Source organism: Ferrimonas pelagia, from assembly GCF_039543565.1.
GTDB classification, from domain to species: domain Bacteria; phylum Pseudomonadota; class Gammaproteobacteria; order Enterobacterales; family Shewanellaceae; genus Ferrimonas; species Ferrimonas pelagia.
Map to the genome: position 1 here is coordinate 1 of NZ_BAABJZ010000092.1, position 24,264 is coordinate 24,264.

At 60.2% G+C, this 24,264-nt stretch carries 21 protein-coding genes; 15 read left to right on the forward strand and 6 right to left on the reverse strand.

Annotated elements, in window-relative coordinates; translation table 11 throughout:
* Positions 1 to 140 precede the first annotated feature (140 nt).
* Positions 141 to 623, reverse strand: coding sequence for a Dps family protein (locus tag ABEA08_RS14815; RefSeq protein ID WP_345336186.1), 483 nt, complete (start codon positions 621 to 623; stop codon positions 141 to 143).
* Positions 624 to 762: 139 nt separating this feature from the next.
* Positions 763 to 3,429, reverse strand: a complete 2,667-nt coding sequence (locus ABEA08_RS14820) for a nitrate reductase (protein WP_345336126.1) — start codon at positions 3,427 to 3,429, stop codon at positions 763 to 765.
* Between the two features lie 419 nt (positions 3,430 to 3,848).
* Here ABEA08_RS14820 and cobA point away from each other — a divergent pair, with 419 nt between their 5' ends.
* The 5 genes from cobA to ABEA08_RS14845 all read left to right on the forward strand — a co-directional run bounded on the left by cobA (position 3,849) and on the right by ABEA08_RS14845 (position 10,923).
* On the forward strand, positions 3,849 to 4,682 hold the full coding sequence (gene cobA, locus ABEA08_RS14825) for a uroporphyrinogen-III C-methyltransferase (RefSeq protein ID WP_345336127.1): 834 nt from the start codon (positions 3,849 to 3,851) through the stop codon (positions 4,680 to 4,682).
* A gap of 35 nt (positions 4,683 to 4,717) precedes the next feature.
* The gene (gene nirB, locus ABEA08_RS14830; protein WP_345336128.1) at positions 4,718 to 7,291 is read left to right on the forward strand and encodes a nitrite reductase large subunit NirB; all 2,574 of its coding nucleotides are present in this window, start codon (positions 4,718 to 4,720) and stop codon (positions 7,289 to 7,291) included.
* A complete protein-coding gene (gene nirD / locus ABEA08_RS14835) occupies positions 7,288 to 7,611 on the forward strand; it encodes a nitrite reductase small subunit NirD (protein ID WP_345336129.1) in 324 nt (107 codons plus the stop codon). The genes nirB and nirD overlap by 4 nt, the downstream gene beginning before the upstream one ends.
* 125 nt (positions 7,612 to 7,736) lie before the next feature.
* Positions 7,737 to 9,200 carry a NarK family nitrate/nitrite MFS transporter gene (locus tag ABEA08_RS14840; RefSeq protein ID WP_345336130.1) on the forward strand — a complete coding sequence of 488 codons (1,464 nt, stop codon included), beginning with the start codon at positions 7,737 to 7,739 and terminating at the stop codon, positions 9,198 to 9,200.
* On the forward strand, positions 9,190 to 10,923 hold the full coding sequence (locus tag ABEA08_RS14845) for a bifunctional protein-serine/threonine kinase/phosphatase (protein ID WP_345336131.1): 1,734 nt from the start codon (positions 9,190 to 9,192) through the stop codon (positions 10,921 to 10,923). The genes ABEA08_RS14840 and ABEA08_RS14845 overlap by 11 nt, the downstream gene beginning before the upstream one ends.
* Before the next feature lie 21 nt (positions 10,924 to 10,944).
* Here ABEA08_RS14845 and ABEA08_RS14850 read toward each other — a convergent pair whose 3' ends face one another.
* Positions 10,945 to 11,802 (reverse strand): hypothetical protein, encoded by an 858-nt coding sequence (locus tag ABEA08_RS14850; RefSeq protein WP_345336132.1) that lies wholly within the window; start codon positions 11,800 to 11,802, stop codon positions 10,945 to 10,947.
* Between the two features lie 145 nt (positions 11,803 to 11,947).
* Between ABEA08_RS14850 and gmk the strand changes: the two genes are divergently transcribed.
* The 8 genes from gmk to ABEA08_RS14890 all read left to right on the forward strand — a co-directional run bounded on the left by gmk (position 11,948) and on the right by ABEA08_RS14890 (position 21,227).
* Entirely contained in the window at positions 11,948 to 12,571 is a 624-nt protein-coding gene (gene gmk / locus ABEA08_RS14855) for a guanylate kinase (RefSeq protein ID WP_345336133.1), read from the forward strand.
* A gap of 61 nt (positions 12,572 to 12,632) precedes the next feature.
* Entirely contained in the window at positions 12,633 to 12,911 is a 279-nt protein-coding gene (gene rpoZ, locus ABEA08_RS14860; RefSeq protein WP_345336135.1) for a DNA-directed RNA polymerase subunit omega, read from the forward strand.
* Between the two features lie 15 nt (positions 12,912 to 12,926).
* The gene (gene spoT, locus ABEA08_RS14865; RefSeq protein WP_345336136.1) at positions 12,927 to 15,029 is read left to right on the forward strand and encodes a bifunctional GTP diphosphokinase/guanosine-3',5'-bis pyrophosphate 3'-pyrophosphohydrolase; all 2,103 of its coding nucleotides are present in this window, start codon (positions 12,927 to 12,929) and stop codon (positions 15,027 to 15,029) included.
* A 9-nt stretch (positions 15,030 to 15,038) separates the two neighbouring features.
* Positions 15,039 to 15,422 carry a RidA family protein gene (locus ABEA08_RS14870; RefSeq protein ID WP_345336137.1) on the forward strand — a complete coding sequence of 128 codons (384 nt, stop codon included), beginning with the start codon at positions 15,039 to 15,041 and terminating at the stop codon, positions 15,420 to 15,422.
* A 69-nt stretch (positions 15,423 to 15,491) separates the two neighbouring features.
* Positions 15,492 to 16,205 carry a tRNA (guanosine(18)-2'-O)-methyltransferase TrmH gene (gene trmH / locus ABEA08_RS14875; protein ID WP_345336138.1) on the forward strand — a complete coding sequence of 238 codons (714 nt, stop codon included), beginning with the start codon at positions 15,492 to 15,494 and terminating at the stop codon, positions 16,203 to 16,205.
* Between the two features lie 220 nt (positions 16,206 to 16,425).
* A complete protein-coding gene (locus ABEA08_RS14880; protein ID WP_345336139.1) occupies positions 16,426 to 18,078 on the forward strand; it encodes an AMP-binding protein in 1,653 nt (550 codons plus the stop codon).
* An 81-nt stretch (positions 18,079 to 18,159) separates the two neighbouring features.
* Positions 18,160 to 20,250: an ATP-dependent DNA helicase RecG gene (gene recG, locus ABEA08_RS14885; RefSeq protein ID WP_345336140.1), complete on the forward strand. Its 2,091-nt coding sequence runs from the start codon at positions 18,160 to 18,162 to the stop codon at positions 20,248 to 20,250.
* A 101-nt stretch (positions 20,251 to 20,351) separates the two neighbouring features.
* A complete protein-coding gene (locus ABEA08_RS14890) occupies positions 20,352 to 21,227 on the forward strand; it encodes a DUF3014 domain-containing protein (RefSeq protein ID WP_345336141.1) in 876 nt (291 codons plus the stop codon).
* A gap of 72 nt (positions 21,228 to 21,299) precedes the next feature.
* Here the strand turns inward: ABEA08_RS14890 and ABEA08_RS14895 are convergent, their stop codons facing one another.
* From ABEA08_RS14895 to ABEA08_RS14905, 3 genes are read right to left on the reverse strand one after another with little or no spacing between them, the layout of a single operon-like run.
* The gene (locus ABEA08_RS14895) at positions 21,300 to 21,728 is read right to left on the reverse strand and encodes a YiiD C-terminal domain-containing protein (RefSeq protein WP_345336142.1); all 429 of its coding nucleotides are present in this window, start codon (positions 21,726 to 21,728) and stop codon (positions 21,300 to 21,302) included.
* Positions 21,729 to 21,754: 26 nt separating this feature from the next.
* Positions 21,755 to 22,192 (reverse strand): D-aminoacyl-tRNA deacylase, encoded by a 438-nt coding sequence (dtd, locus tag ABEA08_RS14900; RefSeq protein ID WP_345336143.1) that lies wholly within the window; start codon positions 22,190 to 22,192, stop codon positions 21,755 to 21,757.
* 28 nt (positions 22,193 to 22,220) lie between these two features.
* On the reverse strand, positions 22,221 to 23,108 hold the full coding sequence (locus ABEA08_RS14905; RefSeq protein WP_345336144.1) for a virulence factor BrkB family protein: 888 nt from the start codon (positions 23,106 to 23,108) through the stop codon (positions 22,221 to 22,223).
* Positions 23,109 to 23,202: 94 nt separating this feature from the next.
* Between ABEA08_RS14905 and ABEA08_RS14910 the strand changes: the two genes are divergently transcribed.
* Complete coding sequence (locus ABEA08_RS14910; protein ID WP_345336145.1) at positions 23,203 to 23,421, forward strand: hypothetical protein; 219 nt, start codon at positions 23,203 to 23,205, stop codon at positions 23,419 to 23,421.
* A 52-nt stretch (positions 23,422 to 23,473) separates the two neighbouring features.
* Complete coding sequence (locus tag ABEA08_RS14915) at positions 23,474 to 24,109, forward strand: DUF2959 family protein (protein ID WP_345336146.1); 636 nt, start codon at positions 23,474 to 23,476, stop codon at positions 24,107 to 24,109.
* The last annotated feature ends 155 nt before the right edge of the window (positions 24,110 to 24,264 follow it).

Consider the following 24,264-nt stretch of genomic DNA (forward strand, 5'->3'; position numbering starts at 1 on the left):
AAGCGGCTGAAACTCAATCCACTGGAGTGGCTTCAACAGATCACTCGAGCCTGTATCGAGCAACGTCCGTATCCGATACCAGAAGGCCTCATGATCTAAGGTCAAGTCCACTCGGGTGAACAGTTACGGTTCTCGCGCTATTAGGCGCGGCGGCCCTGATACGCCGCCAGCATCCAGGATTCCTTCTCCTGCTGGCTGATGTAGTCGCTCAGCAGGGAGACGGTGCCTTCGTCGCCCAGTTCAGAGGCGGCAGTGAGGATCTGACGTTGCAGACGCAGCAGGCGCTGATAGGAGGAGAGGATATTCTCGATGGCAAGATGGCCGTCGTGCACCTCCTTGGCCTCTTCGATGGCACTGCGCACCAGGTAATCGGAGAAACCGTGCAGGGGCTGGCTGCCCAGGGTCAGGATCCGCTCCGCCAGTTCATCCACCTTGATCAATAGCTGATCGTAGATCTCCTCAAACTTGGCGTGCAGCTCAAAGAAGTTGGCGCCCTGGACGTTCCAGTGGAACCCCCGCACGTTCATGTAGAGCACCTGATAGTTGGCCAGCAAACCGTTCAATTGCTCAGCCAAAGCCTGGGCGCCGCTTTTCTCCAGTCCAATCAAATTGGTGCTCATGATGCTACTCCTGTCTCGTCAATAAGGTTGGCGTCGTGCCGATGAGCAAAGAATACCCACACCAGCCTCGGGGCGATAATGGAGTGTTCGAATCACGGTTATCGAGAAAATCGGATCCCCTTGCCACACGTCGCAGACGCGATCAGCTCACCTGGCGGATCGAGATCGGGATCGGGATCGCATCGCGCAGCCGCTCCGCCAGATCGCCCTGACAAGAGCCACAGCCGAGGCCGGCGCCGGTGCACTCGCCCAGTGCCGCCACCGAGTTGGCCCCCGCATTAATGGCCTCACCCACCTGCCGCTCACTCACCTGGCGACAGGCGCACAGCATGGCTCCGGCAGCCCGGCTTTTGGGCACCAGGATATGACGCAACTGACTGGCCTCGAATGGCTGGCTGAGCAGCTCACTGAAGCCGCTGCCGAGCAGGCTGTCGCTGTCGGCGCTGATCTCCCATAGCCACTGCAACTGATCGCCATCGCTCATGGCGACACAGGTTCGCGCACCGGAGCGCCCCTGCAACCGGCGCCACTGTCCCTGCCGGGGCAGGCGCAGTGCCAAAGTCTGTGCCAGGGCCGTCGGGCTCAGTTCGGATCCAATATGGTAAAGCAAGCCTCCATCGACCGGGATCCTGCTCCAATACCGCATGCCATCCAGCACCAGTGGCCTTGAGCTCAGCAGGGTCGCGACGCTAGATACAGATACCGCCTCTATCTGAACCTGAGATTGCTTAAAAGCAGGTTGACCGGAAATGGGATCACACAGCGGAGCCACCAGATCGTTGATCCAGGCCTGGGAGGCAAACTGACCATTCCAGTGCAGGGGCATAAACAGCTCCCCCGGCCGCACCGCATCGGTGATCTGCAGCTTGAGCACCGCCTCACCCTGGCCATTGCTCAGCCGCACCAGCTGGCCGTCCCGCAGTTGCTGTTGCCCGGCGTCCCTGGGGTGGCACTGCACCAAGGGCTCCGGCGCATGTTGGTTGAGCTTGCCGGCCTTGGCGGTGCGGGTCATGGTGTGCCACTGATCGCGCCATCGGCCGGAGTTCAGCCGCATGCCCGTCTCCGTCGTTGCCGGCACCGCCGAGACAGGAGCGGCAACGGGCACCAGGCGGGCTCGCTGCTCGGTCGTAAAGAAGCGGCCATCGGCACACAAACGCTGATCCTGCAACTGCAACGGCCCTCCCGCAGGTTGCGGCCACTGCAGTGGCGACAGCGTATCGTACTGCCGATCGTTTAATTGTGCCAATGCCGAGATATCAAAGTCCCGTCGCTGATCGCCCGCATTGTCCAGGCCGGACAACTCGGCGTGCTCACGGAAGATCGCCGCCGCATTGGCAAACTCGAAGCCATGACCAAAGCCCATCGCCTTGGCCACCTGACAGAGGATCCACCAATCCGGCTTGGCCTCTCCGGCGGGCGGCAGAAACGCCCGCTGACGGCTGATCCGCCGCTCCGAATTGGTGACCGTGCCGTCCTTCTCGCCCCAGCCTTGCGCCGGCAGCAACACATCGGCCAATGCCGTGGTGTCGGTCTGGGCCACACAATCCGAGACGATCACCAGGGGGCAATCCGCCAAAGCCCTGCGCACCCGCGCCGAGTCGGGCAGGCTCACCGCCGGATTCGTGCCCATGATCCACACCGCCTTGATCTGGCCGGACTCGATGCCGTCGAACAGGTCCACCGCCTTCAGCCCCGGCTCGGTGGCCAGGGTGTCGACCTGCCAGAACTGGCTGATCCGCTGATGCGCTTCAACATCGCCAAACTCCATGTGCGCCGCCAGGCTATTGGCCAGGCCGCCCACCTCACGGCCGCCCATGGCATTGGGCTGACCGGTAATGGAAAAGGCCGTAGCGCCAGGCCTGCCGAAGCGGCCACTGGCCAGATGGCAGTTGAGGATGGCGTTGCCCTGATCCACCCCTCGATCCGACTGGTTAATGCCTTGGGAAAACACCGTCACCACCTTGTCGGTCGCGGCAAACCAATCAAACAACTGAGACACTGAGGCAACGTCCACATCGATGGCCGCCGCCACCTGCGCCACTTCACCACCCCGCGCCGCCAGCTCCAGCGTCGGCAGTACCTCATCCAGTGAGGCCAGTCGGTCTGGCATCAATTGCCCCTGCTTACGCAGCGAATGCAGCAGACCATTGAACAGGGTGAGATCGGTGCCAGCCTTAAGCGGAATGTGCAGATCGGCACCATGACAACTGGCGGTGCGGCGGGGATCGATCACCACCAGCTTCATCTCAGGCCGCTTCGCCTTGGCCGCCAAAATGCGTTGGTACAGCACCGGGTGGCACCAGGCCAGGTTGGAGCCGGTGAGGACAATCAAGTCAGCCAGCTCCAGATCCGCATAACAGCCGGACACCGCATCCGCCCCCAATGCCCGCTTATGAGCCGCCACGGCGGAGGACATACACAAGCGGGAGTTGGTATCGATATTGCCGCTACCGATAAAGCCCTTCATCAGCTTATTGGCGACATAGTAGTCCTCGGTGAGCAACTGGCCCGAGACATAAAACGCCACCGAGTCGGGGCCGTGGCGATCGAGGGTGTCACGCAACTGGCTGCCGACATAGGCCAGCGCACGGGACCAGCTTTCTCGCTGGCCGCGGATCTGCGGATAGAGCAATCGGCCCTCGGGATCTGTGGTTGCCCCCAGGTTCATGCCCTTGGTGCACAACTTGCCGAAACTGGCCCGGTGATCCGGATCGCCGCTCACCGTGGTGATCCCATCCTGATGTTTCGCCAACACTCCACAGCCTACTCCGCAGTAGGGACAGGTGGTCCGAGTCGTCCCTTGTGACATCGCTGCACTCCTTTGGCTCAATACAAATGGCTCAATGAGTCAAATGCAGTGCAAGGATGACGCCACAACGAGAATTTCGATCAAACGCATGATTTAAAAGAATTAAGTTGCATCTCAATGCCACTGGGCTGATCCCTGAGCTCTCTTGCGCACCAAAATCGCACACGGCTGCAACATGAATGTGCAGCTCTGCCCATACGCCCTTGCCCCACCCTTGCCCAAAGAATCCTAAGCAACGCCATCAACCCCAGCACATACAACAACTTAATTTCGAATTTTACTCACCTGGTGATGTTGGCACTGCTTTTGCGATAGGCCTTGCCGTCACGCCAAGCGCGCCATGCCGTCACGCCAAGCGCGCCATGCCATAACGCCAAGAGCGTATCGCTGGCTCAGCCGAGATAAACGAGGAACGCAGTATGGATAGGGACGGTTTAACCACAGCAGCAAAAGACGGCGCCCCTTCCGGGCAAACGCCCAGGGTATCTCTGGTGGGTGCGGGACCCGGCGATCCGGATCTGCTCACCGTGAAGGCCCTGCGCTGCATCGAGCAGGCCGATGTGATCCTCTACGACAACCTGGTCAGCGACGCGATCCGCGCCCTGTTTCCCAAAAGCACCACGACCTTGTTCGTTGGCAAAGCCAAAAACTGCCACAGCATCGGTCAAGACCGGCTCAATGAGGTGATCGTCGAGCTGGCGCAAAAAGGCCTCCACGTCTGCCGACTCAAGGGCGGCGATCCCTTCATCTTCGGCCGCGGCTCCGAGGAGATGCTGCGCCTGCATCAAGCCGGGATCCAAACCGAAGTCGTGCCCGGCATTACCGCCGCCAGCGGCTGCACCAGTTACGCCGGCATTCCCCTGACCCATCGCGGCCTGGCCCAAGCCTGCACCTTCGTCACCGGCCACGCCCAAAGCGGTGACGCCGGCCCTGACATTGATTGGCAAGGCCTGGCCCGGGGCAACCAGACCCTGGTGTTCTACATGGGCCTGAGCCAGCTGCCCAAGATCACCACCGAGCTGGCGGCCCAGGGCATGCCGCTGGATACCCCCGCCGCCCTCATCGAGCAGGGCTGCCGTCCCGAGCAGCGGGTGATCGCCAGCCAGCTCAGTCAGTTGGTGCAGGACAGCCAAATTCATCAACTGCAAAGCCCGACCCTGATCGTCATCGGCGAAGTCGTCAGCCTGGCCGATCAGCTGGCCTGGTTCGGCCCCCTGACTCAGTCCAGCATGCCACAGGCGCTGAGCGCCTGAGTCCGAACACACCAAATTTTATTAGGAGTAGCCCCATGAGTGAACTCACCGCCAAGCAACGCATCGTCGTTGTCGGCAACGGCATGGTCGGACACAAGTTGATCGATGCCCTGAGCGCCCAAGACCAATTTGAGATCATCACCTTCAGCGAAGAATCCCGTCTGGCCTATGATCGGGTCCAGCTGACCAAGTTCTTCGAGACCGGCGACGCCAATACCCTGGCCCTGACCGACGAGACTCAGTACCAGCAAGCGGGCGTTCAATATCAGCTCAACGCCCGCGTTACCGGCATCGATCGGCAGGGCAAAACCGTGCAGCTAGAGAGCGGTGACAGCCTGAGCTACGACAAGCTGGTGCTGGCCACCGGCTCCTTCCCGTTTATTCCGCCGGTACCGGGCAAAGATCAGCCCCATATTCATCCCTATCGCACCATTGAGGATCTCGAAGCGATCCAGGACTCGGCTCAGCAGAGCAAGGTAGGCGTGGTGATCGGCGGCGGCCTGCTCGGCCTGGAAGCGGCCAATGCGCTCAAGACCCTGGGGCTGGAAACCCATGTGGTGGAATTCGCCCCTCGCCTGATGGCGGTGCAGCTGGATGGCGGCGGTGGCGCCCTGTTGCGGGAGAAGATCGAAGCCCTCGGCGTGCGGGTGCACACCGAGAAAAACACCCAGAACATCGCCCCGCACCCGGACAGCGATGCCCCCACCCGTTATCAGTTGCAGTTTGCCGATGGCACCACCCTAGATACCGACATGCTGGTGTTCTCCGCCGGCATTCGTCCCCAGGACGCGCTGGCCCGCCAGGCGGATCTCGCCATCGGCGAGCGCGGCGGCATCGTCATCGACGATCACTGCGTCACCTCGGATCCCGAGATATACGCCATCGGCGAATGTGCCCTGTGGCAGGGCCGGATCTTCGGCCTGGTCGCGCCGGGTTACACCATGGCCAAGGTGGCAGCACAGCACCTACAAGGCCAACAGGACAGCGCCTTTACCGGCGCCGACATGAGCACCAAGCTCAAGTTGTTGGGCGTCGAAGTGGCCAGCATCGGTGATGCCCACGGCAACAGCGAGGGCAGCCTGAGTTACAGCTTCACCGACGAAGCCACCGGTGTGTACAAGAAACTGGTGGTGGACGAAGACGGCACCAAGCTGCTCGGCGCCGTCCTGGTGGGCGACAGCAGCGACTACGGCAACTGGCTGCAATTGTGCCTCAACGACATTCCCCTGCCACAACCACCGGAAGCCCTGTTGTTCCCCGCTGCTGCGGAAGGTGGGGCCGCTCCGGCCATGGGCGTCGACATGCTGCCGGACAGCGCGCAGATCTGCTCCTGTCATGACGTCACCAAGGGTGATCTGATCGCCAGCATCGAAGAGGGCTGCCACGATCTGGCCGAACTCAAAGCCTGCACCAAGGCCGGGACCGGCTGTGGCGGCTGTTCGGCGCTGGTGGGCGACGTGCTCAACAGCCAGTTGGCCAAGATGGGGTTGGAGGTGAACACCGACCTTTGTGAGCACTTCGGCCACAGCCGCACCGAGCTGTACGAAATGGTCCGGGTGAAGGAGCTGCGCACCTTCGACGCCGTCCTGCGGGCATGCGGCAAGGGCGAGCACGGCTGTGAGATCTGTAAGCCGGCGGTCGGCTCTATGCTGGCCTCCCACTGGAATGATCACATCCTGGATCCCGCCCACCTGCAGCTGCAGGACACCAATGACAACTTCCTCGCCAACATGCAGAAGGATGGCACCTACTCCATCGTGCCCCGCGTGCCCGGCGGTGAGATCACCCCGGACAAGCTGATCGTCCTTGGCGAGATCGCCAAGGAATACAACCTCTACACCAAGATCACCGGCGGCCAGCGGATCGATCTGTTCGGCGCCCAGTTACACCAGTTACCTCCCATCTGGCAGAAGCTGGTGGAGGCAGGCTTCGAGACCGGCCACGCCTACGGTAAGGCCCTGCGCACGGTGAAATCCTGTGTCGGCAGCACCTGGTGTCGCTACGGCGTGCAGGACAGCACCGGCATGGCCATCGCGATTGAAGAGCGCTACCGCGGCGTGCGCTCACCGCACAAGGTGAAGATGGCCGTCTCCGGCTGTACCCGGGAATGTGCCGAAGCCCAGAGCAAAGACTTCGGCGTGATCGCCACCGAGAACGGCTGGAACCTCTATGTCTGCGGCAACGGCGGCATGCGTCCCCGCCATGCCGATCTGTTCGCCACGGATCTCGACGACGCAACCCTGATCCAATACATCGACCGGATCCTGATGTTCTACGTCCACACCGCCGACCGCCTGCAGCGCACCTCGGTCTGGATGGAGAACCTCGAAGGCGGCCTGGCGCACCTGCAACAGGTGGTGATCGAGGACAGCCTGGGCCTGTGTGCCGAGCTGGAAGCCCAGATGGCCCACCTGGTCGACACCTACGAGTGTGAGTGGAAGAAGACCCTGGAAGATCCACAGAAACTCAAGCGCTTCAGCCACTTCATCAACAGCGATCAACCCGATGCCGCGGTGCAGTTTATTCCCGAGCGGGGCCAGATCCGCCCCGCGCCGAAAACCGAATTTTCGCAAGAACAACGTATTGACGTATTGGAGGTTTCCTCATGAGCCAATGGATAGATATCTGCCCCCAGGATGACGTGGTGCCCGGCAGTGGCGTGTGCGCTCAACTCGGCGACGCCCAGGTTGCTGTGTTCCGCACCGGTCAGGACCAGTTCTACGCCGTGGGCAACCACGATCCCCTCGGCGGCGCCAACGTGCTGTCCCGCGGCCTGATCGCCGAGGTGAAGGGGACGCTGACCGTCGCCTCGCCCCTGTACAAACACCACTACTGCCTGCGCACCGGCCAGTGCCTGCAGGATGAGCAGGTGCAGTTGCCGGTCTACCCGGTCCGGGTACAGGACGGCTTAGTGCAGTTAGCCTGCTAACCCCTGCCATTTCGTTTTGGGCGCCCCGGCGTCCTTCCAACTCATCTGGGGCCATATCGGCCGCGGGTTGGGCGGCTGTACTCAATCACAGTGCCGCCACCATGCAATACAAGGAGTGTTTCTCGATGGACACAGGTATTAAGATCTTTTCCTTCAACGGGAAAATGAAAGTCCTCCACCTCAGCTGGATGGCGTTTTTCATCACCTTCGTGGTCTGGTTTAACTTCGCGCCCCTGCTCGGTGTGGTTCAGGAAACCCTCGGCCTGACGGCTGCCGAGATCAAGACCCTGCTGATCCTCAACGTCGCCTTGACCATCCCGGCCCGGGTGATCATCGGCATGCTGACCGACCGTTTCGGCCCGCGCCTTACCTATGCGGTGCTGCTGGCGGTGTTCAGTCTGCCCTGCTTCGCCTTCGCCTTCGCCCAGAACTTTGAGACCGCCGCCCTGGCGCGCTTCCTGCTCGGCGGCATTGGTGCCGGCTTCGTGATCGGCATTCGCATGGTGTCCGAGTGGTTCCCTGCCAACGAGCTGGGCACCGCCGAGGGCATTTACGGCGGCTGGGGTAACTTCGGCAGCGCGGCGGCGGCCATGAGCCTGCCCGCCATCACCCTGTTGATCGGCGGCCCCGAGGCCTGGCGCTACGCCGTCGCCCTGACCGGTGCCCTGAGCTTGGTATTCAGCGTGATCTGGTACCTCAATGTCACCGACACGCCGAAAGGCTCGACCTACTTCAAGCCGAAGAAGTCCGGCGCCATGGAAGTGACCAGCAAGGGCGATCTGCTGTTCTTGCTGGTGATGAAGCTGCCCATGTACGGTGCCCTGGCGCTGCTGACCTGGAAGCTGTCGCCCAATGGCGTGGCCCTGCTCAGCGAAACCGTAACCTGGGTGGCCTACGCCGGCCTGGTGCTGCTTTATCTGCTGGAAGCCGCCAAGACAATCGAGATCAACAAAGGCCTGTTCAGCGCCGACGTGCCTGAGATGCACCGCTACCCATTCAAGCAGGTTGCCGTACTGAACGTGCTCTACTTTGCCACTTTTGGCTCCGAGCTGGCCGTGGTCTCCATGCTGCCGCTGTTCTTCGCCGAAACCTTTAACCTGGACATGGTTTATGCCGGCCTGTTGGCCTCGGCCTACGCCTTTATGAACCTGGCCTCCCGTCCCGGTGGCGGCTGGCTGTCCGATAAGTTCGGCCGTAAGAAAACCCTGATCATCCTCACCGCGGGTCTGGCCCTGGGCTACGGCTTGATGGCGATGATCGACAGCAGCTGGCCGCTGTTCCTCGCCGTTGCCGCTGCCATGGCTTGCTCCTTCTTCGTCCAGGCCGGGGAAGGCGCGGTGTTCGCCACCGTGCCCCTGATCAAGCGCCGCCTGACCGGGCAGATCGCCGGCATGACCGGGGCCTATGGCAACGTCGGTGCCGTGGTCTACCTGACCGCTTTATCCATGGTCAGTTATCAGGCATTCTTCCTCATTATCGCCGCCACTGCCCTGGTGGGCCTGGCTGCCCTGTTCCTGCTGGAGGAGCCCAAGGGCCATATGGCGGAAGTGAAAGAGGATGGCAGCGTGGAGCTGATCAATGTCGGCTAACCCCGATCACCCCCTGACGGAGCGCGCAGTCCCGCTGCGCGATCCCAAGCTAAGCCTCGGCGGTCACTCGATCGCCGGGCTTAAGCCGGAAAATCAGGATGCCTTCGCGGCCCGGGCCGGCGATCCGGTGCAAAGCTACTACAAGGGCCAGATCGCCGCCCTGGCCGATGGCGTCTCCTCCGCCAGCCATGCCGCCGCGGCGGCTCAGTTGGCGGTGTGCGACTTCATCTGTGACTTTCAGGATACGCCGCCCAGCTGGAGTACCGGCCGCAGCGCCGCCAAGGTGCTGGATGGGATCAACCGTTTCATGCTCAGCCGCAGCGCCGAGCAGCAATGGCTCACCACCTTCAGCGCGGTGATCCTCAAATCCCACACCGCCTTCCTGCTGCAAGTAGGAGATAGCCGCATCGCCCGCCTGCGCGACGGCAAGCTGGAGATCCTAACTCAGAGCCATCAACGTCAACTGGGCCAACGCCAAGTCTTGACCCGTGCCCTGGGGGCCGATCCCCATCTCGAGGTAGACCTAAGCCAGACCGAGCTGGAAGTGAACGATCTCTTCCTGCTCACCAGCGACGGCGTGCATGACTTTATTTCCTCTCAAGCGTTCGAAAAACTACTGGCCGACGCGCCGCTGCAGACGGATCTCGAACGACTCAGCCGCACCCTGGTTAAACAAGCGCTGGCCAACGGCTCCGACGACAACCTCAGCTGCCTGCTGGTGCGGGTGGACGCCTTGCCCGATAGCGATAGGGCGAGTCTGGACCAAGCCCTGTATCAAAGGCGCATTCCGCCGGTGCTCAAACCGGGCCAGAAACTGGATGGGTTTGAGATCCTCGAGGTACTGCACGCCAGTCCCCGCTCCCACCTGTATCGGGCCCGGGACAGCGCAACCGGCCAGGAGTGGGCGCTCAAAGCACCCTCGGCCAATTTTGAGGACGATCCCCTCTATCTGCAGGCTTTTATCCATGAGGCCTGGATCGGCAGTCAGTTTCGCCACCCCAACCTAATGAAGACTCAGCCGGCCCCGGCCGACAGCCCCTTCCTCTACCTGCTGTGCGAGCCCATCGAAGGCCAGTCCCTGCGCCAATGGATGCAGGATCACCCCAAGCCCAGCCTGGCCCAATGTCGCCCCATCCTCACCCAAGCCGTCTCCGCCCTGCGGGCGATGCAGCGGTTGGATATGGTGCATCGGGATCTCAAGCCGGAGAACCTGATGATCGATCATCAGGGCCAGCTCAAACTGGTGGATTTCGGCGCCACGGCGGTGGCCAGCCTCAGCGAGCGGGCCGACCGTCTCGATGAGGAGTGCGCCCAGGGCAGCGCCCATTACACCGCGCCAGAATCGATCCTGGCACTCAGTGCCGATCACCGCAGTGATCAGTTCTCGCTGGGGGTGATCGCCTACGAGATGCTGACTGGTGAGCTGCCCTATCCCGGCAAGGCGAGTAAGCAGAAGCGAGAAGAGTGGCGCTACCTGAATGTGCAGCAGCACCGCAGCGATCTGCCTTACTGGCTCGATGAAGTGCTGCGCCGGGCGGTGGGTGTCAGCCCGGAGCAGCGCTATCCGGCGTTTTCGGATCTGCTCACCGATCTCACCCAACCCTCACCGGCGTTGCTGCAAGCCCGACAAGCTCGGCCGCTGCTCCAGCGCGATCCGGTGCGCTTTTGGCAATGGCTGGCGCTTGGACTGGGCCTGCTCAATCTGGTGCAGTGGCTAAGCTAAGCCCTCAAACCGACGGACCCGCTACCAAACCCGAACCAGCCAACTCTTTTGGCTATGCTGACCTGTCTCTTCGTTACGATAAATGAGGCTCCAATTGTCGCCATAGCCAAACTCAATGCCATGCCCCTGCACCCAGTCCATCTCTTTGCTGTAACGGGGATGAGAGGCATACAACTTAGTACGTTGATAGCCAGCACTCAGCGTCGGCCGAAACCACAACTTGCCCAGCCGGATTCTTGGCCCCAACTCCCCCCTCATCGTCCAACTGTGGCCGTAGTTGCCACTGCGCAACGGGTCGGAACAATAGATGTCATCGTCATAATGACAATTATGATCCCAGAGCCACTCCAGCAAATGTTCGACACGAGTATCCGCATAGTTGAAGCCCATGGTAAACCAGTTATTTGGCCGCCAACCCAGCTCCAAAGACAGCATTCCCATGCCATCCTGCACTCGATTATCCCGATAAGGGCCCACCCCACCAATGGCGTGATACATCGAATCCGCTCCCTCCATTGAGCGCTCTGAGCGGGTGGAAAGCCACTCCGGTTCACAATAAACCGACGTTGCCAATTCTGATTGTTCCTCTACTGGCGAGTTGTCCCCCACGGGCCGGATCGTCGCCACGGGAAGCTCTTCCACGCACGATACGGAGATGTTCTCTTTATCAGTCGCCCGATTGTCCCCACTCGACTCCCCCTGCAGAGCCGGTAACGGCAAACGCTCTATGTCGGCACCGAGCACCGCGGCCGGCAGAAGCAGTCCCAAAAACACAAATAAATACAACAAAATCAAAGAGCCAGATAACAAACGGATGCCCATATTAATGGAGAAACTAAGCGGCCCGCTAGCCCGTTTGAAAATGGTTACTCGGCGCAAAAACCGGATTACTTTCTCCTCTTGGCCGTCCGTGTTAACATTTCGCGCCTCAATTTTCGCGGTTGGGGCCCCTGCCTCAGCACCACTTCGCATCCGCCCAAGCACTACACTGTGTTTGTGCATTTAAGTCTCAGGAACTCATACCATGGCTCGTCGTGGCAATCTGTTTATCCTCGCCGCCCCCAGTGGCGCCGGCAAATCCTCACTGATCAGCGCGCTGCTGAAGGACAAGCCCGCCGATATGCAGGTCTCCGTCTCAACCACCACTCGGGCGATGCGTCCCGGTGAAGAAAACGGCGTGCACTATCACTTTGTCGATGTCGACCAGTTTAAAAACCTGATCCAGCAAGGCGCCTTCTTCGAATACGCCGAGGTGTTCGGCAACTTCTACGGCACCTCCAAGATCACCATTGAACAGACGCTGGAAAAGGGGATCGATGTGTTCCTCGACATCGACTGGCAGGGGGCACGACAGGTTAAAGCACTGATCCCAGACGCTATCGGCGTCTATATCCTGCCACCGTCCAAGGTTGAGCTGGAACGCCGCCTGCGCGGCCGCGGCCAGGACAGTGACGAAGTCATTGCCAGTCGTATGGCCGAAGCCATCTCTGAGATGAGTCACTTTGACGAGTTTGACTATGTCATCGTCAATCAGGATTTCGACACCGCACTGGCCGATCTACAGGCCATTGTTTGCTGCCAACGCCATCGTCTGGCTAGGCAGGTGGAAGCACACAGTGTTATGCTAGAAGATCTCTTGGCACAATAGTGGACTTCATGTACACTTTTGCGTCATTTTTTCAATCGTTCAAGACAGGAGTTCTCCGTACATGGCACGGGTTACTGTAGAAGACGCCGTAGATAAGATCGGCAACCGTTTCGACCTGATCCTGGTCGCTGCACGCCGCGCGCGCCAGCTGTCCGTTCAAGGCAAAGAGGCCTTGGTCGATGAGGAGAACGATAAGTCCACCGTGATCGCCCTGCGCGAGATCGAGCAAGGCCTGATCAACTCCACCACCCTGGACGAGCAAGAGCGTCAGGCTGAGCGCGAAAAAGAAGCGGCTGAACTGGCTGCGGTTGCGGCTATCGCCGAGGGTCGTACCCTGTAACACCGGAGGTTGCCGTTGTACCTGTTTGAAAGCCTGAAGGAACTGGCCTCCAGTTATCTCGAACCCGAGCAGGTGGAGCAACTCACCCAGGCATACATTGTTGCCCGGGATGCCCATGAAGGGCAGTTACGCTCCAGCGGCGATCCCTACATCACTCACCCAGTTGCGGTTAGCCGTATACTGGGTGAAATGCGTCTTGACCACGAGACGCTGATGGCGGCCCTGCTCCACGATGTCATCGAAGACACCGATACCACCAAAGAAGATCTGGCGGCATTGTTCGGTGATGACGTGGCGGAGTTGGTCGAGGGCGTATCCAAACTGGATAAGCTCAAGTTCCGCGATCGGGAAGAAGCCCAGGCGGAAAACTTCCGCAAGATGGTGATGGCCATGGTGCAGGATATCCGCGTGATCCTGATCAAACTGGCCGATCGCACCCACAATATGCGCACCCTGGGCGCCCTCCGCCCGGACAAGCGTCGCCGTATTGCCCGTGAAACCCTCGAGATCTATGCCCCACTGGCCAACCGCTTGGGGATCCATAACGTCAAAAACGAACTGGAAGATCTGGGCTTTCGCGCCATGTATCCGATGCGCTACCGGGTACTGCAGGAAGTGGTTTCCAACGCCCGCGGCAATCGCAAAGAGATCATGAACAACATCGAGTCGGCCATCATCGGCCGCCTTGACGAACTGGGTGTCGACTATCGGCTGCACAGCCGGGAGAAAAACCTGTTCTCCATCTACAACAAGATGGTCAACAAGGAGATCCAATTCGAGCAGGTGATGGATATCTACGCCTGTCGTATTACCGTCACCAGCATCGACACCTGCTATCGCGCCTTAGGGGCGATGCACACCCTGTACAAGCCGATGATCGGTCGCTTTAAGGACTACATCGCCATTCCCAAGGCCAACGGCTACCAGAGCCTGCACACCTCGCTGTTCGGCCCCCACGGTGTCCCGGTGGAGATCCAGATCCGCACCGACGACATGGATCAGATGGCCGATAAAGGCGTCGCCGCGCACTGGCTTTATAAAAGCGACGACGACAAGGCCACCACCACCCAGATCCGCGCCCGCAAATGGATGCAGACCCTGCTGGAGCTGCAGCAGAGTGCCGGCAACTCGTTCGAATTCATCGAATCGGTCAAAAATGACATGTTCCCGGACGAGATCTACGTGTTCTCGCCCAAGGGCCGCATTCTCGAGTTGCCCGTGGGCGCCACGGCCGTCGACTTTGCCTATGCGGTCCATACCGACGTCGGCAACCAATGCGTCGGCGCCCGGGTCAATCGCAAGGCGTACCCGCTGAGCCAGCCGCTCAAGTCCGGCCAGACGGTGGAGATCATCACCGCACCGGGGGCCCGTCCCAATGCGGCCTGGCTCAACTTTGTCGTATCCGGTAAAGCCCGCGCCAAGATCCGCCAGCTGCTGAAAAACGTCGAGCAGACCGAGTCGGTCAATCTGGGCCGTCGTCTGCTCAATCACGCCTTAGGTGAGCTGCGCCTCGATGACATTGCACCGGCTCAGGTTCAGAACGTGGTGGCAGAGTCCAACTACGACAACTTGGACAGCCTGCTCTCCGCCATCGGCCTGGGGGATGTGATGAGTCTGGTGATCGCGCAACGTCTGCGCGGTGATGCCGATTCCCTCAAGCCGCGTGAGGACTCCAAGCTGCCGATCAAGGGCGCCGAAGGCATGCTGGTGACTTTTGCCAAGTGCTGTCGCCCGATCGAAGGTGATGACGTGGTGGCCCACATCAGCCCAGGTAAAGGGTTGGTGGTGCATCGGGATACCTGTCGCAACATCGTCAAATCGATGGAATCCGATCCGGAGAAATTTATGCCGGTGGAATGGACCGACGATGTCGACGCCGAGTACATTACCGAGCTGCGGGTGGAGATCGTCAACCACCAAGGCGCCCTGGCCAAACTGACCTCCGTGGTCGCCAGCGCCGACGCCAATATCCAAAATTTGAATACCGATGACAAAGACGGACGGATCTACGCCATCAATATGACCATGACAGTGAAAGACCGGAAACATTTTGCCAATGTACTGCGCAAGATCCGAGTGCTGCCAGAGGTGATGCGCGCTTCCCGAGGTCGAAACTAAGGAACCCTCATGGCAGAGAAAATCATCATTGCGACCGACAAGGCCCCCGCGGCTATTGGCACTTATTCCCAAGCCGTTAAAGTTGGCGACACCGTCTACCTGTCTGGTCAGATCCCACTGGATCCCGTCACCATGGAGAAGGCCGGTGAAGACTTCGACAGCCAGGTGGTGCAGGTATTTGAAAACCTCAAAGCGGTGTGTGAGGCAGCCGGTGGCAGCCTGCAGGACATCGTTAAGCTGAACATCTTCATGCTGGATCTGGCCAACTTCGCCAAGGTCAATGAGGTGATGGGCCAGTACATCGAGCAACCTTACCCGGCCCGTGCCGCCATCGGCGTCAAGGAGCTGCCCAAAGGCGTGCTGGTGGAGATGGACGGCGTAATGGTGCTGTAAGCAGCCGATGCGTTTTATCTGTTCGGGGGCCTTGAGGTCCCCGTTGTTGTATCTAGAGAACTACGAAAAATGAGCCCAGAACGTCTTGCCCGGATCAACGCCATGCTGGACAACCGCCAGCCGGATCTCAGCGTTTATCTGGAGTACATGCACAAGCCCCACAATCTGTCCGCGGTGATCCGCACCGCCGATGCCGTGGGGATCCCAGAGGTGCACGCCACCTGGCTGGCCGAGCAGAGCCATATCTCCAACCACAAAGCCTCTGGCTCCGGCCAGTGGGTTGATATCCGCACTCACAAAACCACCACGGAGGCGGTCAGCCACTTCCGCAGCCAGGGCATGCAGGTGCTGGCCACCAATCTGTCCGACAGCGCAGTGGATTACCGCGAGATCGACTACACCCAGCCCACCGTCTTGATGATGGGCAACGAGCGTGACGGGATCAGCCAGGAAGCGCTGGGCTTGGCGGATCAGGACATCATCGTCCCCATGGTCGGCATGGTGCAAAGCCTGAATGTCTCTGTGGCCGCGGCGCTCATTCTTTATGAGGCCCAGCGCCAACGTCAGGGCGCGCAGATGTACGGGCAACGTCGCTTGGATGACGCGATCTGCCAGCGCCACCTGTTCGAAGGTGGTCACCCCATCTTTGCCAAGATCTGCCGCCGCAAAGGGCTGCCCTACCCCAGAGTCGACGAGCTGGGTCAGATCCAGGCACCGGACGCCTGGTGGCAAAAGATCCAGATGAGCCAGGACGCCTGGACCCACCTAGATGACGAAGATTGACAACAAACTGCGGAGCCTTTAGGGCTCCGTTTTTTTACACGTTCGCCACAACAACCTACATCTTTTGTTATTTATCCGTTACTTTATCGTCTGGTAAGACCGGTTTTTACTATCTGACATGGACAGTCAAACGCCATACTGATCGGGATCAGAGAGGCCCCCAAGAGAGCCTCCATATGGCGGTATGCCTGAAGCGACGACAAGACTGGAGAAAATAACGATGACCAACGAGCTCTATACCCCGCTCGATATGCTGGATCACTGGTGTCAGCAGCAACCAGACACCGTCTATCTGCGCCAACCCAAGCAACGCCAACTGCATGACTACACTTGGCGCCAGACCCTAGAGCTGGTCTACCGCCTGGCCGGTGCCCTGCGCCAGCTAGGGCTTGAACGGGGCGATAAGGTGGCCATCCTGTCTAAAAACTGCGCCGAGTGGTTCATCACCGATCTGGCGCTGCAGGCCGGCGGTTATATCTCCATTCCTATCTACCCCACCGCCAATGAAGACACCATCCGCTACGTGCTCACTCACTCCGGTGCCAAGGCGGTCTTCCTGGGTAAATTGGATGATCCTGGATCGCAAAAAGGCGCCATCGGCAATGAGATCCTACGCTTCGACATGTCCTATCCCGGCCTGCCAGCCCAATACGCCTGGCATCAACTGCTTGAGATGGCGGAGCCGCTGGACGAGCCCAGAGCCGATCTCGATGACATCATGAGCATCATCTACACCTCTGGCAGCACCGGGCGCCCTAAAGGCGCGATCGAAACGTTCCGCGCCTACAGCTGGGCAGGCACCAACATCGTCAAGCACCTGGGCGCCACCCCGCAGGATCGGGTGATCAGCTACCTGCCACTGGCCCACATCACCGAGCGCGTCTACATCCAAGCCTCCAGTTTTTATGGTGGCGCCACGGTTTACTTCGCCGAAGCCCTCGACACCTTTGTCGAAGACGTGAATGTGGCCAAACCCACCCTATTCCTGTCGGTGCCGCGACTTTGGACCCTGTTCCAGAAGAACATCATCGAAAAGGTGGGTCAAAGTAAGCTGGATCTGCTGCTCAAACTGCCGATCCTCAAGCAGATCGTCGCCAAGAAGATCCGCACCCAACTCGGCCTCAATCATGCCCGGATCCTCGGCTGTGGCTCAGCCCCGGTGTCTCCTATTCTGCTGGAGTGGTATGCCAACATCGGCATGAAGATCACCGAAGCGTGGGGCATGACCGAAAACGGCGCCTACGCCACCCTCAACTTCCCATTCCGCGCGGACAAGATCGGCACCGTCGGGGCACCCGGCATCGATTGCGAGGTGAAACTGGGCGACGATCATGAACTGCTGTTTAAGAGCCCAGGGCTGTTCTCGGGCTACTACCTGCAAGACGAGGCCACCGCGGCCGCCTTCACCGAAGACGGCTTCTTCCGCACCGGCGATCAGGCCGAGATCGACAACGAAGGCTTCGTCACCATCATTGGCCGGGTCAAAGATAACTTTAAGACCGCCAAAGGAAAATACGTTAGCCCGGTGCCGATCGAGCGTAAATTCGCTCAAGACAGCCACGTCGAGTTGGTGTGCGTGATCGGCTCTGGCGCCCCCTATCCGGTAGCCTTGGTGCAACTATCAGAAGGCGCCGCTTTACTGCCGGTCGAAGAGGTCAAAGCCTCGCTGCTGGACACCGTGCGCACCATCAACACCCAACTGGAGTCCCACTCGGTACTGGGCGGTGCCCTGGTGGTGGATGAGCCCTGGACCATCGAGAACGAAGTGTTGACGCCGACTATGAAGATCAAGCGTCACGTCCTGGAGCAGCGCTACAGTGAAACCATCAGCACCATGCGCAAAGAAGCGATCCTATGGGAGGCGCAGGGCTAGCCCCGGTTAACATAAGGGGCTGATCCTTAAGTCACGGGCTGCTATCATCTGGACAAATGTACAGGTATTGGAACCGCACCCGTGACTGATCTTGCCCCCATCGATGCGCTGGCCGAGCTGCCGATCACCACCCTCAAAGGCGTGGGCGACAAGCTGGCTGAAAAGCTGGCGCGGCTGGGGATCCACACTGTGCAAGATATGCTGTTCCACCTGCCGCTGCGCTATGAGGATCGCACCCAGATCTGGCCTATCGGCAGCGTCACACCCGGGCAGCATGCCACCGTCGAAGGCGAAGTGATCAGCGCTCACGTCAGCTACGGTCGCAAACGCATGATGACGGTGCAGATGGTGGATGACAGCGGCAGCGTCACCCTGCGTTTTTTCAATTTTGCCCTGGGGCAAAAAGAGAGCTTTCGCACCGGCGCCACGGTTCGCGCCTTTGGCGAGATCCGCGCCGGCCGTAGCAGTCTGGAGATCGTACACCCCGAATACCACGTGCTGGGCGATCACAGCCACCCGCTGCTGGAAGAGAGCCTGACCCCGATCTACCCCGCCACCGAGGGCCTAAAGCAGGCCAGTCTGCGCAAGCTGTCCGATGAGGCATTGACGTTTCTGCGACGGCGGCCGCTGCCCGAGCTGCTGCCGGAAGGGCTCTACCCCGAGCAATTGGCCCTCTCCCAAGCCATCCAATTCATCCATCGGCCCACCCCGGATGTCAGCCCGGCGCAACTGGAGGCGGGTCAGCACTCGGCACAGCAACGGCTGGTACTGGAAGAGCTGTTGGCGCAGAACCTGTCGATGCTGCAGATCCGCCATGATCACGGTGGCCATCAAGCCCTGCCGCTGCCCGCCGATCCCGCCCTCGATGGCGCCTTTCTTGCCAGCCTGCCCTTCACGCCCACCGGCGCGCAGCAGCGGGTGGTGGATGAGATCCGCACCGATCTGGCCAACAGCGAGCCAATGATGCGGCTGGTGCAGGGGGACGTCGGTTCAGGCAAAACCCTGGTGGCTGCCCTCGCCGCCTTAACCGCCATCGGCCAGGGCCACCAAGTTGCGCTAATGGCCCCAACCGAGCTGCTTGCGGAGCAACACGCCATGGCCTTCAGCCATTGGTTCAAACCCTTAGGCATTGAAGTCGCTTGGTTAGCAGGCAAGCTCAAAGGCAAGGCGCGAGACGCCACCCTGACCGCCATCGCCGACGGCTCGGCCAAGATGGTGGTGGGCACCCACGCCATCTTCCAGGCCGCGGTGGCCTTCGATCACCTCGCCTTGGCCATCGTCGATGAACAACACCGCTTTGGCGTCCATCAACGGCTGGAGCTGCGGGAGAAAGGCCTCAAAGATGGCCGCTACCCGCATCAGTTGATCATGACCGCCACGCCCATCCCCCGCACCTTGGCCATGACCGCCTATGCGGATCTGGATGTGTCGGTGATCGACGAGTTACCGCCGGGCCGCACCCCGATCACCACGGTGGCACTCGCCGATAACCGGCGTCCCGACGTGCTGGAGCGGGTACGCCAGGCCTGCACCGGTGGCCGGCAAGCCTATTGGGTCTGTACCCTGATCGACGAGTCTGAAGTCCTGCAATGCCAGGCGGCGGAAGATACGGCGGCGGAGTTAACCCAAGCCTTGCCGGAGCTGAACGTCGGCCTGGTGCACGGCCGCATGAAGGCGGACGAAAAACAGCAGATCATGGAGGCCTTTAAGTCTGGCGAGCTGCACCTGCTGGTCGCCACCACGGTGATCGAAGTGGGCGTCGACGTGCCCAACGCCAGTCTGATGATCATTGAGAATCCCGAACGGCTGGGCCTGGCCCAGTTGCATCAGTTAAGAGGCCGTGTCGGACGAGGAGAAGTGGCCAGCCACTGTGTCCTGCTCTATCACCCGCCCCTGAGCAAAACGGCTCTGGCCCGCCTCGGCGTACTCAGGGAGAGCAACGACGGCTTCCTCATCGCCCAGCGGGATCTGGAGATCCGCGGTCCGGGCGAAGTGCTCGGCACCCGCCAAACCGGACTGGCCGAGCTCAAGATCGCCGATCTGGTACGGGATGCCCACCTGATCCCTCAGGTTCAGCGCTTGGCACACCATCTCATGCAACACCATCCCCACTGCGTGCCAGCCATTATTGATCGCTGGCTCGCGGGACGGGAGATCTACGGTCAGGCCTGACACGCCGGATCGACAGCAACACAATACGTTACACGACAAGCGTGATCTGGGAGCTGGACTCCGGCCCCAAACTGGTCACAATAGATCTCCGGATCAGGAAGATGAGACCCCCGATGTATCAAGACGATGACGATCAAAGCCGTTCCAGCCTCAACCAGATCGCCCTGATCTTGGTGTTGCTGGTGATGATTGCCTGTGGTGCCGGCTGGTACTACTTTCTGCGCCAGGCCCCCCAGCCTGAGCCTGAGCCCATTCCTCAGATCGCGGTGAACGAGCCTACCCTGCCGGCTGAGCCGCTGCCGGTTGAACCAGTACCGGAGCCCGAACCTGAGCCAGAGCCAGAGCCTGAGCCCGAACCTGAGCCTGAGCCTGCCCCCGAGCCTGCGGCCGATCCGCTACCCGGCCTGGACGACAGCGACGCCTATGCCAATGAGCAACTGCAAGCGATCGCCGACGGCATGAAGATCGACAGTGCGATCCGCGCTGACAATCTGCTGCGCCGCCTGGTGGTGTTCGTCGACAATCTGGCCGGCGGCGAGGTGATGCGCCAACAAGGGCCATTCCAGCCCCTGCAGCAAGACTTTGCCGCGCTGGAGGTCAATAACAGCCTTTATCTGGATCCCGAAGGGTATCGCCGCTACGACAAGTACGCGGATTTCCTCTATCGCTTGGATGAAGGCGCGCTGCGCGACACCTTCCTGCGGATCGAGCCCCTGCTCGAGCAAGCCTACCAAGAGCTGGGGTACCCACCCGGACGCTTCCGCGGCACGCTAAATCAAGCCATGGACGAATTGCTGCGAGCCCCGGAATATGAACAGCCGCTGCTGCTGGAAAGCCATACGGTCAACTATCAATTCGCCGACGAAGCGATAGAGGATCGCTCCGATGCGCAGAAGGTGATGATCCGCATGGGCCCGGACAACACTCGCAAGATCAAATCACTGCTGCGCCGCTTCAAGGCCGCACTGAACGAGTAAAGCGCCAAGCGCGGACACAAAAGGCCAGCACCTCAGTGCTGGCCTTTTTGCCATGCGGGCAGCGGACAGGCGCTACGCCCGCGGGGCGAGCACCACAAACTGCCCTTCAAACTCCGCGTTGCCATCCAGTGATACCTTGATGCTCACCCTGGCGTTACGCCCGCGCGTCAGTGGCGAGAGATCGATCTCAACCGGCTCGCTACGACACTCCGGCACGCCGTTGACCGGCTTATGATAGCGGATGTGGCCGTCAGCCAGCACGATGTCCCCTTTAAGCCCCGCCGCTTCCAGCGCCAGCCAAACCCGGCCCCAACCGGTCAAGGTGGCGTGGCTGTAGATACTGCCAGCAAACATGGTGCCGTGCAGATTCTGGTTGGCGGCCCGATCGGCTCGCGTGATCAACACGCCTTGCTCAAACGACACCGCCTCGATCGCCATAAACTTCGACAAAGGAATGGTGTCGTGCCAGAGCCGGGTCAAACGCTGTAACCGGCTGTTCATCGGCTCATCCATAAGCGCACATCTCATTAAACCTGCAACGAAAAGGTGACCGGCCCGTCGTTGAGCAGCGAGACCTTCATATCGGCGCCAAACTGACCGGTCGCCACCGTCATCCCCTGACTGCGGCAATAGGCAACAAACGCCTCATATTGCTTTTCCGCATCGGTCGGGTGCGCCGCGCTGGAGAAACTCGGCCGCAGCCCCTTTTTGGTGTCCGCCGCCAAGGTAAACTGACTCACCACCAGCAGGCTGCCACCGGCCTGGGCCACATTCAGGTTCATCTTATCGTCGGCATCGGCAAAGACACGATACTTCATCACCTTGTCCGCCAAACGCTTCAGCTTGTCGCCATCGTCGTCTTTCTCGACGCCCAGCAACACCAATAACCCCTTATCAATGGCACCGACGGTCTCCCCTTCCACCACGACACTGGCGTGGGACACCCGCTGGATCAACGCAATCATCTTCCTACCTCATACGACAAAATGGCGGTTATGATCCCGCGCCCTCGTCATCGATGCAAGGTGGCTGCGCCGGCTGAAAATACTCTGGAATGGCCGCCGTGATCGCCGCCCCCAGTAAGACGATCAACCAAGACAGATAGACCCAGACAAACAGGATGGGGATCACCGCCAGCGCGCCGTAGATCGCCTCATACGAAGGAAACGTAGTGACGTACCAGGCAAACGCCTTCTTACTGGCTTCAAACAGAAACGCCGCGCTGAAGGCGCCGATCAGTGCATGCCAGAGTCGCACCCGAGTGTTGGGCACCAAGGTGTAGAGCAAGGTAAAGGTGATCACCGATAACAGCAGTGGCAAACGACCGATAAAGAACGCAAAGACACCGGAGAAACCCGCGTCAGAAAACACCTTGAGCGAGACGATGTAGGAGGTCACCGCAATACTGGCGCCCATCAGGATCGGCCCCAGCGTCAGGATCATCCAATACAAGGAGAAAGAGAACACCCAGCGGCGATGGCTGCGAATGGCAAAAATGCGGTTGAGCGCCTTATCGATATTGGAGATCAGCAACAGTGCCACCACCGCCAGCGCCAACACCCCCACCGCCGTCATCTTGGAAGCGTTATCGACAAATTCGCCCAGATATTGCTGCACCGTATCCCCGGCCGCGGGGACAAAATTGGTATACACAAAGCTTTCCAACTGCTCCCGCGCCCCAGCAAAACCGGGAAACGCCGAGAACACCGACAACACCACCGCCATCATCGGCACCAGCGACAGCAGGGTCACATAGGCCAAATGACCGGCGGTGATCTGCAGCCCGATCTGCTGACTGCGCTGCCAGCAAAACGGGAAAAAGCCCCATGCCTTACGCCACTCCAGCTGGCTCAGCGTACGCTGCCCTATCTTCAGATCCATACTCCATCCTCTTTACCGCTGGCGTCATTGTAAACAATAAGGCAACATTTCCAGAAACGAGACTAAAATACAAAGACTTTCACAAGGAGTGTTTATGTCCTCGCAAGGCTCCGCTGGCAACGTGATCGCCGCCGTCTGCAGTTTCTTTATTCCCGGGCTGGGTCAACTGGTCCAGGGCCGGATCCTCGCCGCGCTGATCTTCTTTATCGTCACCTTGGTCGGCTATGCCGCCTGGGTGCTGATCATCCCCGCCATCATCGCCGGGATCGCCCACCTCTGGGCCATCATCGACGCCGCCCGCTACAAAGCCTAAGCCGCTGGCCCAAGCCCAAGCCCAAGCCCAAGCCCTACAATAAGGAGCGACCATGAAAGCCCTGTTACTGATCCTCTCCCTCAGCCTCACCCTCACCGGCTGCCAGAGCGCTTATTATGCCGCCGCCGAGCAGGTGGGTTATCACAAGCGTGAGATCCTGGTCGACCGGGTGGAAGACGCCCAGGAGAGCCAGCAAGAGGCGCAGGAGCAGTTCAGCTCGGCGCTGGAGCAACTCAAAACCCTGGTGGATTTTGACGGTGGCGAGCTTGAAGACGTCTACGACAAGGTCAAAGCCGAATACGACGACGCCCAGGATGCGGCCGATGCAGTCACCAGCCGCATCAATGGCGTCAACGACGTCGCCGACGCCATGTTCGACGAATGGCAAACTGAGCTGGAGCAATACCAGTCCGCCAACCTGCGCCGGGAAAGCGAAACCCAGCTGCGTGACACCCGCCGCCGCTACGACAGCATGCTCAAAGCAATGCGTCAGGCCGAAGCCAAGATGGATCCGGTGCTTAAGCGCCTCAAGGACAATGAGCTGTACCTGAAACACAACCTCAATGCCCGCGCCGTCGGGGCGATCGGCAAAGAGTTTGGTGCGCTGGAAGGCGAAGTCGAACGGGTCATTGCCGAGATGAACAAGGCGATCGCCGAGTCCGATAAGTTCATCGCGACCCTGCAGTGAGCCTCAAGGCTGGCCGCCCCCAACGCCTGAGGGTGGCCATTCACCACTCAGGCCTGCCGTCAGTTCAAAATTGCATCACGCCCCGTTTCCCATCCAGCCGGTTATGCTTTAAAGTGCCGCCCGCGCTAGGGCAAACCCAAACTGGACGATGTGAT

Bases quoted from the DNA above. Each gene is read 5' to 3' on its own strand.
- nirD (WP_345336129.1), top strand. From the start codon at position 7,288: ATGAGCCAATGGATAGATATCTGCCCCCAGGATGACGTGGTGCCCGGC.
- ABEA08_RS14890 (WP_345336141.1), top strand. From the start codon at position 20,352: ATGAGACCCCCGATGTATCAAGACGATGACGATCAAAGCCGTTCCAGC.
- cobA (WP_345336127.1), top strand. From the start codon at position 3,849: ATGGATAGGGACGGTTTAACCACAGCAGCAAAAGACGGCGCCCCTTCC.
- ABEA08_RS14910 (WP_345336145.1), top strand. From the start codon at position 23,203: ATGTCCTCGCAAGGCTCCGCTGGCAACGTGATCGCCGCCGTCTGCAGT.
- ABEA08_RS14880 (WP_345336139.1), top strand. From the start codon at position 16,426: ATGACCAACGAGCTCTATACCCCGCTCGATATGCTGGATCACTGGTGT.
- ABEA08_RS14895 (WP_345336142.1), bottom strand. From the start codon at position 21,728: ATGAACAGCCGGTTACAGCGTTTGACCCGGCTCTGGCACGACACCATT.
- trmH (WP_345336138.1), top strand. From the start codon at position 15,492: ATGAGCCCAGAACGTCTTGCCCGGATCAACGCCATGCTGGACAACCGC.
- ABEA08_RS14905 (WP_345336144.1), bottom strand. From the start codon at position 23,108: ATGGATCTGAAGATAGGGCAGCGTACGCTGAGCCAGCTGGAGTGGCGT.
- ABEA08_RS14870 (WP_345336137.1), top strand. From the start codon at position 15,039: ATGGCAGAGAAAATCATCATTGCGACCGACAAGGCCCCCGCGGCTATT.
- gmk (WP_345336133.1), top strand. From the start codon at position 11,948: ATGGCTCGTCGTGGCAATCTGTTTATCCTCGCCGCCCCCAGTGGCGCC.
- nirB (WP_345336128.1), top strand. From the start codon at position 4,718: ATGAGTGAACTCACCGCCAAGCAACGCATCGTCGTTGTCGGCAACGGC.
- ABEA08_RS14840 (WP_345336130.1), top strand. From the start codon at position 7,737: ATGGACACAGGTATTAAGATCTTTTCCTTCAACGGGAAAATGAAAGTC.
- rpoZ (WP_345336135.1), top strand. From the start codon at position 12,633: ATGGCACGGGTTACTGTAGAAGACGCCGTAGATAAGATCGGCAACCGT.
- ABEA08_RS14845 (WP_345336131.1), top strand. From the start codon at position 9,190: ATGTCGGCTAACCCCGATCACCCCCTGACGGAGCGCGCAGTCCCGCTG.
- dtd (WP_345336143.1), bottom strand. From the start codon at position 22,192: ATGATTGCGTTGATCCAGCGGGTGTCCCACGCCAGTGTCGTGGTGGAA.
- ABEA08_RS14820 (WP_345336126.1), bottom strand. From the start codon at position 3,429: ATGTCACAAGGGACGACTCGGACCACCTGTCCCTACTGCGGAGTAGGC.
- ABEA08_RS14915 (WP_345336146.1), top strand. From the start codon at position 23,474: ATGAAAGCCCTGTTACTGATCCTCTCCCTCAGCCTCACCCTCACCGGC.